The sequence below is a fragment of the Arthrobacter sp. EPSL27 genome (assembly GCF_001512305.1).
In the GTDB taxonomy this organism is placed as follows: Bacteria; Actinomycetota; Actinomycetes; order Actinomycetales; family Micrococcaceae; genus Arthrobacter.
In genome coordinates, this window is sequence record NZ_LNUT01000005.1 from 717,448 (window position 1) to 730,200 (window position 12,753).

At 69.8% G+C, this 12,753-nt stretch carries 9 protein-coding genes; 3 read left to right on the forward strand and 6 right to left on the reverse strand.

From position 1 onward, the window contains the following. Positions 1–116: 116 nt before the first annotated feature. The 4 genes from AR539_RS14235 to AR539_RS14250 all read right to left on the reverse strand — a co-directional run bounded on the left by AR539_RS14235 (position 117) and on the right by AR539_RS14250 (position 5,162). Positions 117–509, reverse strand: a complete 393-nt coding sequence (locus tag AR539_RS14235) for a GntR family transcriptional regulator (RefSeq protein ID WP_066438168.1) — start codon at positions 507–509, stop codon at positions 117–119. Further along, the gene (locus tag AR539_RS14240; protein ID WP_157361065.1) at positions 506–2,281 is read right to left on the reverse strand and encodes an ABC transporter ATP-binding protein; all 1,776 of its coding nucleotides are present in this window, start codon (positions 2,279–2,281) and stop codon (positions 506–508) included. The genes AR539_RS14235 and AR539_RS14240 overlap by 4 nt, the downstream gene beginning before the upstream one ends. Before the next feature lie 224 nt (positions 2,282–2,505). Beyond that, positions 2,506–4,218 carry an ABC transporter ATP-binding protein gene (locus tag AR539_RS14245; protein WP_066438170.1) on the reverse strand — a complete coding sequence of 571 codons (1,713 nt, stop codon included), beginning with the start codon at positions 4,216–4,218 and terminating at the stop codon, positions 2,506–2,508. Positions 4,219–4,382: 164 nt separating this feature from the next. Continuing rightward, positions 4,383–5,162, reverse strand: a complete 780-nt coding sequence (locus AR539_RS14250; protein WP_066438171.1) for a trans-aconitate 2-methyltransferase — start codon at positions 5,160–5,162, stop codon at positions 4,383–4,385. A gap of 106 nt (positions 5,163–5,268) precedes the next feature. Here AR539_RS14250 and AR539_RS14255 point away from each other — a divergent pair, with 106 nt between their 5' ends. The 3 genes from AR539_RS14255 (at position 5,269) to AR539_RS14265 (ending at position 10,317) form a co-directional block, all read left to right on the forward strand. After that, entirely contained in the window at positions 5,269–7,815 is a 2,547-nt protein-coding gene (locus tag AR539_RS14255; protein ID WP_066438172.1) for a DEAD/DEAH box helicase, read from the forward strand. A gap of 593 nt (positions 7,816–8,408) precedes the next feature. Next, positions 8,409–8,927, forward strand: coding sequence for a GNAT family N-acetyltransferase (locus AR539_RS14260; protein ID WP_066438173.1), 519 nt, complete (start codon positions 8,409–8,411; stop codon positions 8,925–8,927). 28 nt (positions 8,928–8,955) lie between these two features. Beyond that, positions 8,956–10,317 (forward strand): alpha/beta fold hydrolase, encoded by a 1,362-nt coding sequence (locus AR539_RS14265; protein ID WP_066440011.1) that lies wholly within the window; start codon positions 8,956–8,958, stop codon positions 10,315–10,317. On the opposite strand, the gene AR539_RS14270 is transcribed toward AR539_RS14265, so the two are convergent. Beyond that, on the reverse strand, positions 10,314–11,672 hold the full coding sequence (locus tag AR539_RS14270; protein WP_231728619.1) for an MFS transporter: 1,359 nt from the start codon (positions 11,670–11,672) through the stop codon (positions 10,314–10,316). The two genes, AR539_RS14265 and AR539_RS14270, sit on opposite strands and share 4 nt — an antisense overlap. 26 nt (positions 11,673–11,698) lie before the next feature. Continuing rightward, a complete protein-coding gene (locus AR539_RS14275; RefSeq protein WP_066438178.1) occupies positions 11,699–12,727 on the reverse strand; it encodes a TerC family protein in 1,029 nt (342 codons plus the stop codon). Between the last annotated feature and the right edge of the window lie 26 nt (positions 12,728–12,753).

Consider the following 12,753-nt stretch of genomic DNA (forward strand, 5'->3'; position numbering starts at 1 on the left):
TGGATCTTCAGCTACGGCTTTAGGCACGCTATCAATGCTAATCGAAAACTTCTTCGAATATATATTCCAAGCTGTGTCCCAGGGCAGGAAATCCGTCCCTGTGTGTTAGCCCGGCGCTACTCCCGGTCGTACGCTGCGGCGAGCAGCTGCACGGCTTCGGCGAAGCTCGCTCCGCGGGCCTTGGCGGAGGCGGCGAATTCGGCGGCGGCGGCGGACAGCGAGCTCCAGGCCTCGTCCCGGGCGCACACCACCGTGCCGTTCCGGCCCTGGGTCAGCACGATACCGGCGGCCTCCAGTTCCTTGTAGGCGCGGGCCACGGTGTGGGGTGCGACGCCGAGTTCGACGGCGAGGGCCCGGACGGCCGGGAGCCGGGTCCCGGGGGCGAGGCTGCCCTTGTCGGCGCGCTCGATGATGTTGAGCCGGAGCTGTTCGAACAGCGGAACGGTGCTGCCAGGGTTGGGCCGCCAGGACCCGGGAAAGGGCGTTGCCGAGGCTTCCGCGGCGCTCACTCCCCCGGCTCCCGGACGTCGTTGCGGTGTTCGCGGCGGGCGAACTGTGCCTCGTACATTTTCAGGTAGAGCCCGCCCTTGGCCATCAGCTGCTGATGGGTGCCCTGTTCAACGATCCGTCCGTGGTCCATGACCAGAATTAGATCAGCGTCGCGGACGGTGGACAAGCGGTGGGCGATCACGAAGCTGGTCCTGCCCTGCCGGAGCTCCCGCATGGCGTGCCGGATCTGGGCTTCGGTGCGGCTGTCGACGGAACTGGTGGCCTCGTCCAGGACCAGGATGTTCCGGCCCGCCAGGTGCGCCCGGGCGATGGAGATGAGCTGGCGCTGCCCGCGGCTGAGAGAGTCGCCGTCGTTGCCCAGCATGGTGGTGTACCCGCCGGGCAGGGCCCGGACGAACTGGTCCACGTGGCTGGCCCGGGCCGCTGCGGCGATCTCGTCGTCGCCGGCGTCCGGGCGCCCGTACGCGATGTTGTCCCGGACGCTGCCGGTGAAGAGCCAGGCGTCCTGCAGGACGGTGCCGATCCGGGCCCGCAGTTCATCCCGGGACATTTCCGTGGTGTCGGCGCCGTCCACCGTGATCCGGCCGGAGTCCGGGTCGTAAAAGCGCATGAGGAGGTTCACCACGGTGGTTTTCCCGGCCCCGGTGCTGCCCACGATCGCCACCGTCTGCCCGGGTTCCCCTGTGAAGGAGAGGTCCTGGACCACCGGTGATCCCGGGCTGTAGCCGAAGCTGACATGGTCGAAGACGACCCTGCCGGAACCGCCCTGGGGGGCCAGCGCCGCCGCCGCCGCGGCCGCCGCGGCTGCCGGGTCCGTCGGCTTCCCGGCCGGCTGCGGCGCGTCCTCCGCCTCGATCTCCGGCGAATCCAGGAGCTCGAAGACCCGGCCGGCCGAGACGAGACAGGACTGCACCAGGGTCAGCATGCCGCCGATCTGTCCCATCGGCTGGCTGAAGAGCCTGCTGAACTGGACGAAGGCCTGGAGGCCGCCGATGGTCAGGGCTCCGGCCAGCACCTGGAGCGCCCCGACGACGGCGACGGCGATGTAGTTGAGGTTGGACACAAACACCATGAGGGGCTGGACGACGCCGGAGACGTACTGCGCGCGGGCGCTGGCGCGGAACAGCTTGTCGTTGCCTTCCCTGAAGGCCGCCGCGGCTTCCTCCTGCCGGCCGAAGGCCTTGAGGACCTCATGGCCGGTGACGGACTCTTCGAGGCGGGCGTGCAGATCTCCGGTGCCCGCCCACTGTTCGGTGAAGTGGGCCTGGGATCTCCGCGCCACGGGGACAGTGATGAGCGTGGACACCGGGACGGAGACCAGCGCGATCACGGCCAGGACCGGCGAAAGCCACAGCATCATGGCGAGGGCCCCGGTGAGCATCAGCAAAGACATGATCAGCTGGTTGAGGAGCTGGTTGAGGGCCTGGGCGACGTTGTCCACGTCGTTCGTGGCGCGGCTCAGCACGTCGCCGCGGTGCTGTTCGTCAAAGTGGCTGGACGGCAGGACGTGCAGCTTCCGTTCCACCGAAGCCCGCAGTCCGTAGCCCAGGCCCTGCACGGCGACGGCGGTCAGGGAGCCCTGGATCCAGCTGAAGACCGAGGCGCCCAGGTACAGGACGGACACCAGTGCCAGCAGCGCGGCCAGTTCCGCCTGGTTGAAGTTTCCGCCGACGGCCCCGGCGACCACGACGTCGGTGGCGTCCCCCAGGAGTTTCGGCGCCGCCACGTTGAGGGCCACGAACGCACATGTGGCGGCGATGACTCCGGCCATCCGCCACCTCGAGGGCCGCAGCAGTCCGAGCAGCCGCCGCGCGGTGCGCCAGTGGATGCGGGCGCCCTTCGGTGGTTCTTCCGGGGACACAACCGGGAGGGACTGGTTGCGGCCGCCGGACGGGGTGTCCACCAGGGGCTGGTCCCGGGCGTCGCGGGCCGCGGGCGCCTCGGCTCCGGCCTCTATTCCAGCGGCTGTTTCAGCGTCGAGCGCCTGCTCCGGGGTCACCGGGTCTCCTCCAGCACCAGCTGGGAGGCGGCGATTTCCCGGTAGCTCGGCGAGGATTCCATCAGCTGCCGGTGTGTCCCCTGCGCCACCACCCGGCCGCCCTCGAGCACCAGGATCAGGCCCGCGTCCACGATCGTGGCGACGCGCTCGGCCACGACCAGCACGGTGGCCGTGCGCAGCAGCGGCGCCAGCGCCTCGCGGAGGCGGCGGTCCGTGCCGTAGTCCAGGGCGGAGAAGCTGTCGTCAAACAGGTACACGGGCGCCTCGCGGAGCAGCGCCCGCGCGATGCACAGGCGCTGGCGCTGGCCGCCGGAGAAGTTGGTGCCGCCCTGGCTGACGGGCGCTTCCAGTCCCAGCGGCAGGCGCCGGACGAAGTCCTCGGCCTGCGCGCTGCGCAGCACCCGCCAGAGGTCCTCGTCCGTCGCCGCCGGGGCGCCCATTCTGAGGTTGGCGGCGACGGTCCCGGTGAACAGGTAGGAATGCTGGGGCACGACGGCGGTGAGGCGCCGCAGGGCGTCCAGCGGCAGGGTGCGCACATCGACGCCGCCGATGCTGATGGTCCCGCCGGTGGCGGCCAGGAACCGGGGCAGCAGGTTCAGCAGGGTGGTCTTCCCGCTGCCCGTGGCGCCGATGACCGCCGTCACAGTTCCGGACACGGCCGTGAAGCTGACCCCGTCGAGGACCGGGGCCTCGGCGCCGGGGTACGCGAAGGAAACGTCGGTGAACTCCACGTCGTGGCCCTCGGGGGCGACGCCGCCGGTGCCGTCCGTGATGGCCGGGACCGTATCCAGGACGGCCTGGATCCGTTCGGCGGACGCCGCCGCGCGGGGGGCCGTCATAAAGACGTACATGGCCATCATGATGGCGATCAGGATCTGCAGGATGTAGGCGATAAACGCTGTCAGCGCGCCCAGCCGCATCTGGCCGGACTGGATCCGGTGCCCGCCAAACCAGACCACCCCGACGGAGGACAGGTTCACCACCAGCATGATCAGCGGCATCATCCCGGCAACCAGCAGCGCCGACCGCAGGTTGTTCTGCGTCAGGTCCTTGTTGACGGCGTCGAAGCGCCGGATCTCGTGGCCCTGCCGCACAAAGCCTCGGATGACGTTGGCGCCGATGATCTGTTCGCGCAGCACCCGGCCGACGCGGTCGATCAGGTCCTGGCCCTGGCGGTACAGGGGCACCAGCTTCCGGACAATCAGTGCCATGATGACCGCGAGCGCGGGAACCACCGCGACCACGATGCCGGACAGGACGATGTCCTGGTGAATGGCCAGCAGGATGCCGCCGACAAAGATCGCCGGCGCCGCGACCAGCATGGTGAACACCAGCACGGTCAGGTTCTGGATCTGGGTGACGTCGTTGGTGGCCCGCGTCACCAGGCTGGCGGCGCCGAAAGCGCCCACCTCCTGGGATGACATGGACTGGACCTTGGCGAACAGCTCCCCGCGCAACTGCCGGCCCAGTTCCATGGCCGCGACGGCGCCGAGGTAGCCTGCGGCGATGGCAGCGGCGACCTGCACGAGGGCGACCGCGGCCATCCAGGACCCCAGCTGCAGGATGGCCGGGACCTGGCCGCGCACCACGCCGTCGTCGATGATGGCCGCGTTCAGGGTGGGGAGGAGGAGGTTGGCGGTGGTCTGCACCAGCTGCAGGAGGACGATGGCCAGCACGGTCCCCTTGCGGGCAGCCAGCAGCCGGCCCATCAGGCCTATAAGCACCGGACCTCCATCACTTGTACAGGGCACGGATCAGGGTTCGCCGATGCAGCCGCCCCCACGCTGCCCGGTCATTGTAAGCACGATCACACCAAGCTTCGCTGTCATGCGCCGGCCGGCCCGCCGCCGGCCGCCGAATCAGCGGGCGCGGCTCATTCCCTTTTGCGGGCCACGGCGAAGACCCGGCGGAAGGGGAACACCGTGCCGTGCGGGCCGGGCGGGTAGGCCTCGGCCAGCCGCGCCGCATAGTCGGCTTCGAATGCGCGGGCGTCGGGCCCGGACAGGGCGGCAAGCACGGGCCGGAGCCCGGTGCCGCGCACCCATTCCAGCACGGGGTTTTCGCCGGGGAGGAGCTGGCTGTACGTGGTCTCCCACGCGTCCGCATCGCAGCCGGCGTCGAGCATGATGTTCAGGTACTCCTCCGGGCCGCCGGTGACGTCGTCGTGGCGCAGCACCCCGGCGAGCCGGTCCGCCCACGCCGCGGACTCAGCGAGACCGCGCATCAGGGTGTGCGAGGGGGCGTTGAAGTTCCCGGGCACCTGCAGCGCGAACCAGGCCCCCGGCCTGAGGGCTTCCAGCCAGCGGGCGAGCATGCCGCGGTGGCCGGGAACCCACTGCAGGGCGGCATTGGTGACCACAACGTCCGTCCCGGCCGCGGGCATCCAGCCGGCGATGTCTGCCTGGCCGAAGGACAGGTTGGGCAGCCGGCCGGCGTGCACCTCCGCCCGGGCGAGCATCTCCGGCGACGCGTCCAGTCCGGTGACGTGTGCCGCGGGCCAGCGCTCGGCGAGGGTGGCTGTCAGGTTGCCGGGGCCGCAGCCCAGGTCCACGACGTGCCGCGGGGCGTCCGCGTGGATGCGGGCGGTCAGGTCGAAGAACGGCCTGTCCCGGTAGTCCCCGAACTGCACGTACTTGGCGGGGTCCCACTTCATGCGTTCCTCCAGTCACCGGCAACGATGCAACGTCCCGAAGCCTATCCCCGGCAAGGACGGCGACCAAGGAACGGGTGCTGCGGCGCGGCCACTAAGCTGGGGAGCAATGAAACTTGTTGATCAGCTCCCCGCCCCGGCAGCCCGCGTCCCCGGAACGGCCGGCCTCGACCCGGACGAGCTCTACACCCGGTTCGTCGAGTGGACGGAAACCCGCGGCCTGGCCCTGTACACCGCCCAGGACGAGGCCATCATGGAGCTGGCTTCCGGCTCCAACGTCATCCTGGCCACCCCCACCGGGTCGGGGAAGTCGCTTGTCGCCATCGCCGTCCACTTCCAAGCCATGGCCCGCGGGCAGCGCAGTTACTACACCGCGCCGATCAAGGCCCTGGTCTCGGAGAAGTTCTTCGCGCTGTGCGAGATCTTCGGCGCGGAGAACGTGGGGATGATCACGGGAGACTCCGGCGTCAACCAGGACGCACCGATCATCTGCTGCACCGCCGAGATCCTGGCCAACATCGCCCTCCGCGAGGGCGCGGCCGCCGACCTTGGCGCCGTCATCATGGACGAGTTCCACTTCTACTCCGACCCGCAGCGCGGCTGGGCCTGGCAGGTGCCGCTGCTGGAACTTCCGCAGGCGCAGTTCCTGCTGATGTCCGCCACCCTGGGCGACGTCAGCCGCTTCGAGGCCGGGATCACCGACCTGACCGGACGCCCGACGACGACCGTCAGCTCCATGGAGCGGCCCATCCCGCTGCACTACTACTACGAGCAGACCCCGGTCCACGAGACCCTGGAGGAGCTTCTCGCCACCAAGCAGGTCCCGGTGTACGTGGTGCACTTCAGCCAGGTCGAGGCGATCGACCGGGCGCAGAACCTGATGAGCATCAACGTCTGCACCCGTGAGGAAAAGGACAAGATCGCGGAGCTGATTGCCGGGTTCCGGTTCGCGGCCGGGTTCGGCAAGACCCTCAACCGGCTGGTCCGGCACGGCATTGGTGTCCACCACGCCGGCATGCTGCCCAAATACCGCCGCCTCGTGGAGCAGCTGGCCCAGGCCGGACTGCTCAAGGTCATCTGCGGCACGGACACCCTTGGGGTGGGCATCAACGTCCCCATCCGGACGGTGCTGCTGACCGCGCTGAGCAAGTACGACGGCGTCCGCACCCGCCTGCTGAACTCCCGCGAATTCCACCAGATCGCCGGACGCGCCGGACGGGCCGGCTACGACACCGCCGGCACCGTGGTGGTGCAGGCCCCGGAGCACGTCACGGAGAACGTCAAGGCGATGGCCAAGGCCACCGCCAAGTTCGGGGACGACCAGAAGAAGCTCCGCCAGGTGGTCAAGAAGAAGCCGCCGGAGGGCTTTGTGTCCTGGGGCGAGCCCACCTTCAAGCGGCTGGTGGAGTCCGTCCCGGACCCGTTGGTCTCAAGCTTCACCGTGACCCACGCGATGCTGATGAACCTGATGGAACGGCCCGGTGACCCGTTTGCGGCCGCCCGCCGCCTGCTGACCGAAAACCATGAGCCCCGCTCCTCCCAGCTGCAGCTGATGAAGAAGGCCTTGGGCATCTACCGGGAACTCCTCGCCGCCGGCGTGGTGGAGCGGATCCCGGCCTCCGAGCAGGGCCCGGACGGCCGCACCGTCCGTCTCACCGTGCACCTGCAGGCCAACTTCGCCCTGAACCAGCCCCTCTCCCCCTTCGCGCTTGCCGCGCTGGAGCTGCTGGATCCGGAGTCGCCGTCGTACGCCCTGGACGTGGTGTCCGTGATCGAGTCCACCCTGGAGAAACCCCGGCAGATCCTCTCCGCGCAGCAGAAGAAGGCCCGCGGCGAGGCCATCGCCGCGATGAAGGCCGACGGGATCGACTACGACCAGCGCATGGCCATGCTGGAGGAGGTCTCCTACCCGCAGCCGCTCGCGGAGCTCCTGGGCGAGGCCTTTGACGTGTACCGCCGGGCCGCCCCGTGGATCGGCGACTTCGAGCTGGCCCCCAAGTCCGTGGTCCGCGACATGTACGAGCGGGCGATGAACTTCGGCGAGTTCGTCCAGTTCTATGGTCTGGCCCGGTCCGAGGGGATCGTGCTGCGCTACCTGGCCGACGGTTTCAAGGCGCTGCGTCAGACCGTCCCGCAGGACGCCCTCCGCGAGGACTTGGCGGATCTCATCGCCTGGCTCGGCGAACTGGTCCGCCAGGTGGACTCCAGCCTGCTGGACGAGTGGGAGGAGCTCACGTCCGGGAAGGCCCCGACGCCGCACGACGCTCCCCCGCCCCCGCCGCCGTCGCTCACCTCCAACATCCGCGCCTTCCGCGTGATGGTCCGCAATGAGATGTTCCGCCGGGTGGAGCTGTTCGCGGATGAGGACGCCACCGCCCTCGGTGAGCTCGATGCCGGCTCCGGCTGGGACGCTGAGCGCTGGGAGGACGCACTGGATGACTACTTCGACGAGCACGACGACATCGGCACCGGCCCCGACGCGCGCGGCCCGGGCCTGCTGATCATCAGCGAGGAGCCGGGGGCCTGGAAGGTCCGGCAGATCTTCGAGGACCCGGCCGGCAACCACGACTGGGGCATCTCCGCGGAGGTGGACCTGGCCGCGTCCGACGAGACCGGCACCGCCGTCGTGCGGGTCACGGACGTCAACCGGCTGTAGCCGCCCGCGGCCCGGCGACACGGTTCGGGCCCGGCGATGCGGATCGTGCTGCGCGAAGCGCCAAGTGCCCTGCGCGCCGGTATACCCGCCGCGCCAGGACTTTTGCGCGGCGCAGGACAGGAACCGCGTCGCAGGAGAAGGCCGCACCGGGGTCGGCGGGCCTGGTGACGCGCTTAGTGCCCGGCGCTGCGGATGGTGCCCGGCGACGCGGATCGTGCTGCGCGACGCGCCAAGTGCCCTGCGCGCCGGTACACCCGCCGCGCCAGGTCTTCTGCGTCGCGCAGGACAGGAACCGCGTCGCAGGAGTAGTCCGCGCCGGGGGTCAGGGCACCTGGCGACACGCTTCGTGCCCGGCGCTACGAACCGGGTCAGGCGACGCGGATGGTGCTGGGTGACGCGCTTAGTGCCCGGCGCTGCGGATGGTGCCCGGCGCCGCGGATCGTGCTGCGCGACGCGCCAAGTGCCCTGCGCGCCGGTACACCCGCCGCGCCAGGACTTCTGCGCCGCGCAGGACAGGAACCGTGTCGCAGGAGAAGGCTGCACCGGGCGAGGCCGCTGCGGGGCGGCTGCGGGCGGGCTAGTAAACTCGGACAATGAGTGTAATCCGGCCCGCCACGGCAAACGACGTCCCCGCAATCCTCCAGATGATCCATGATCTGGCCATCTACGAGAAGGAGCCGGACGCCGTCCGGAACACCCCCGAGATGCTCACCGGGGTCCTGTTCGGCGAGCACCCGCGGGTCTACGCGACGATGGCCGAAAACGAGGCCGGCGAGGTGCGCGGCTTTGCGCTCTGGTTCCTGAACTACTCCACCTGGGAAGGTGTCCACGGCATCTACCTGGAGGACCTCTACGTGCGTCCCGAGGCCCGCGGCGAAGGCCACGGCAAGGCCCTCCTCCAGCACCTGGCGGCGACGGCCGTGGAACGCGGCTACGCGCGCGTCGAGTGGAGCGTCCTGGACTGGAACGAGCCCTCCATCAATTTCTACAAGAAACTGGGCGCCAACCCGATGTCGGACTGGTCCACATTCCGCCTCACCGGCGAAGCGCTGGAAGCCTTCGGCACTCCCGGCATCCAGGCCGGCGCCCGGGAGGTGCCCGCCCGTGGCTGACCGGCCCGTGCCCGGGGCGGACCTCCCCATGACCGGCTCCGGCGCCGCGGACCTGCTGGAGGCTGCCCGGCCGACGGTGCCGCACACGGTCAAGGCCCGGCACGAATACCGCGGAATGCGCACCGCCGAGCACTACTTCGAAGTGCCGCTGGACCACTTCACCGGCGACGGTGTGCCCGGGGAGACCATCACCGTCTTTGCCCGAGAGTACGTCTCCGCGGACCACAGCGACGAGGAAGCAGCCCGGCTCCCGTGGCTCCTGTACCTGCAGGGCGGCCCGGGCGGGCGCGGCAACCGCCTCCCGTCCCTGGGCGGCTGGAGCAAGGCCGCGGCCAGGGACTTCCGCATCCTGATGCTGGACCAGCGCGGCACCGGGCTGTCCTCCGCGATCGACCGCAACACCCTTCCGCTGCGGGGCAACGACGCCGACCAGGCCGAGTACCTGGCGCACTTCCGGGCGGATTCGATCGTGGCCGACGCGGAGGCCATCCGCCTGGCCCTCGGATCCGGACCATGGACGGTCTACGGCCAGAGCTACGGCGGCTTCTGCGCGCTCAGCTACCTCTCGTTCGCCCCGGAGGGCCTCCGGGAAGTGCTGATCACCGGAGGCCTCGCCCCGCTGGCCGGCCCGGCGGACCGGGTCTACCAGGCCACGTTCCAGCGGGTGGCCGCCCGCAACGCTGAATACTTCGCCCGGTACCCCGAGGACCGTGCGGCGGTCACCCGGATCGCCCGGCACCTGCGCGACACGGAGGAGTTCCTGCCCGACGGCGGCCGGCTCACCGTGGAACGTTTCCAGATGGTGGGCTCCTTCCTGGGCGGCAACACCCGGGTGGATGCCCTGCACCACCTGCTGGAGGACGCCTTCGTCGCCACGCCCTCCGGGGACCGCCTCTCGGACGCCTTCCTGGAGCAGGTCCGCGGCTTGGTGTCCCGTTCGGCCAACCCGCTGTATGCCCTGATGCACGAATCCATCTACGGCCAGGGTGAACCCACCGACTGGGCCGCCTGGCGGGTGCTGCAGGACTTCCCGGAGTTCTCCCCCGAAGCCCCGGAGCCGCTGCTCACCGGTGAAATGGTCTACCCCTGGTACTTCGAGCAGGACCCGGCCCTCCGGCCGCTGCAGAACGTTGCCCTGCTGCTCGCCGAGAAGGCCGACTGGCCGGCCCTGTACGATCCGGAGCAGCTGGCACGCAACTCGGTGCCGGCCGCCGCGGCCGTGTACACCGAGGACATCTACGTGGACCGGGAACTCTCCCTCGAAACAGCCGCGGCGGTCCGTGGCCTGCAGGTCTGGGAGTCGGCGGACTTCCACCACGACGGCATCGCCGACGACGGCGAGGGCATCTTCGCGCGGCTTCTCGGGCTGACCCGCTCCGTCCGTCCCTAGGCCGGGGCCGGGGTGCTGCGGTCCCGGGCGGCAGCGCCCAGGGCGGCGGCCAGCACGGCCACGGCGACGGCGGCCGCCGCCAGGTTCAGGCCCTGGTAGCCCACCCCGCTCATCACCAGGCCGGAGAACCCCGCCCCGACCGCGCCGGCAATCCCCATCATGGTGTCCGAGACGCCCTGGACCAGGACCCGGTCGTCGGCGCCGACGCTTTCCGCGAGCAGGGTGGATCCCGCGATGGTGGCGGCGGACCAGCCGAGGCCCAGCAGCACCAGCCCCACCGTCACCAGGGCAGGCTGGGACTGGCCGAAGCCGGCCACGAGGACCGAGACCAGGATCAGCCCGTGGCCCAGCAGGATGACCGGCAGCCGGCCCACCTTGTCCGTCAGCCAGCCCATCACCGGCGAGAGCGCGTACATCCCGGCGATGTGCAGCGAGATGGTGAACCCGATCAGGACCAGGACGTCGGTGCTGGCGGCGTGGGCGTGCCCGTCCGGCATGCCCGCCAGCGGGCCCTCGGTCAGCAGCTGCAGGTGCAGGGGCGTCATCGACATGACAGCTGCCATGCAGCCGTGGGCGGCGATCACGGCGAGAAGGGCCAGGCGTGCCCGCGGCGAGGCCTGGATGGCGCGCAGGCCGTGACGGAGTCCGTGCCGCCGTCGGGCAGCTGACGTGCCTTTCGCGGCGGCCTCGGCCGGGGAGCCCGCGCGGAGCCGTGCGGCGAGCAGCAGCGGGTCCGGCCGCAGGCCGACCAGCAGCAGCAGGGCCGCCAGCGCCAGCCCCGCGGTGGAGAACACGAACGGGCCCGCCAGCGCCGGGAGGCCGAGCGCTTCCCCGACGAGGGCGCCGGGACGGATCAGGTTGGGGCCGGCGACGGCCCCGATGGTCACGGCCCAGACGACGATCGCCAGGGACCGGCCGCGGTGCTCCGGGGCAGCGAGGTCGACGGCGGCGAAGCGGGCCTGGAGGTTCGCGGCGGTGCCGAGGCCCAGCAGGGCGGCTGCCGCCAGGAGCACCGGAAAGCTGCCTGTCACGGTGGACACGATCACCAGCATCGCACCGGCCATGGCGGCGAGCAGGCCAGTGATGAGCGAAGCCCGGCGGCCGCGGCGCCCGGCCAGCCCGGCGAGGGGCAGGGCTGCCGCCGCCGCCCCAAGCGTCATGGTGGTGGTGACCGACCCGGCCCACGCATTGGAACCCGAGAGCTGGACGGCCAGCAGCGACCCGACCGAGAGACTGGCGCCGTTGCCGATGCCGCTGAGGAGCTGCGCGGCGCTCAGCACCCAAACAGTACGGCGCTGGACCCGTTGGGGGTCCAGCGCCGTACTGTTCACTGCTGTTGCGTCAAAGATTTTCACGGTCCGAGCTTAGCCGAACCGCGGGGTTATTCGGCGTCGCTCATGCTCTTGCGCGCATCGTCCGCGAGCCGCTCGTCCACCGGGGACTGGGTGGCCTTGGAGCTGAGCAGGCTGGCGATCACGGCGATGATGATGGTGCCGATGATCACGCCGAGCGAGACGAACGTCGGGATCTCGGGAGCCCATTCGATGTGCTGGCCGCCGTTGATGAAGGGCAGCTCGTTGACGTGCATGGCGTGCAGGACCAGCTTCACACCGATGAACGCAAGGATCACGGACAGCGCGTGCTTGAGGTAGACCAGGCGGGTCATGAGGCCGCCGAGCAGGAAGTACAGCTGCCGCAGGCCCATCAGGGCGAAGATGTTGGCGGTGAACACGATGAACGCGCTCTGGGTCAGGCCGAAGATGGCCGGGATGGAGTCCACTGCGAAGAGCAGGTCCGTCAGGCCGATGGTCACGAAGACGATCAGCATGGGGGTGAAGACCTTCTTGCCGTCCACCACGGTGCGGAGCTTGCCGCCGTCGAACTTCTCCGACATCGGCAGGACCTTGCGGATGCGGGCGATGAGGGGGTTTTCCTTGTCCTCCTCTTCGTGCCCGTCGTCCTGGGCCTGCTTCCACGCGGTCCACAGCAGGAAGGCGCCGAAGATGTAGAAGACCCAGCTGAACTGTTCGATCACGATGGCGCCGAGGAGGATGAAGATGCCGCGGAGGATCAGGGCGATGATGATGCCCACCATCAGCACTTCCTGCTGGTACTTACGGGGTACCGAGAAGCGGGCCATGATGATGATAAAGACGAAGAGATTGTCGATACTGAGGCTGTATTCAGTGACCCAGCCGGCGAGGAACTGCCCGCCGTATTCAGGCCCGGTGAAGGCGAACATGGCACCGGCGAAGACCAGGGCGAGGGCGATGTAGAACGACACCCACAGGCCGGCCTCCTTCATGGAGGGCTCGTGCGGTCGCTTGAGGACCAGCAGCAGGTCAATGGCCAGGATGATGCCGAGAACGACGAAGGAGCCGATCTCGAACCAGACGGGAAGTTCGGGCACGAAGATACCTTTCGCAGGGTGTGACG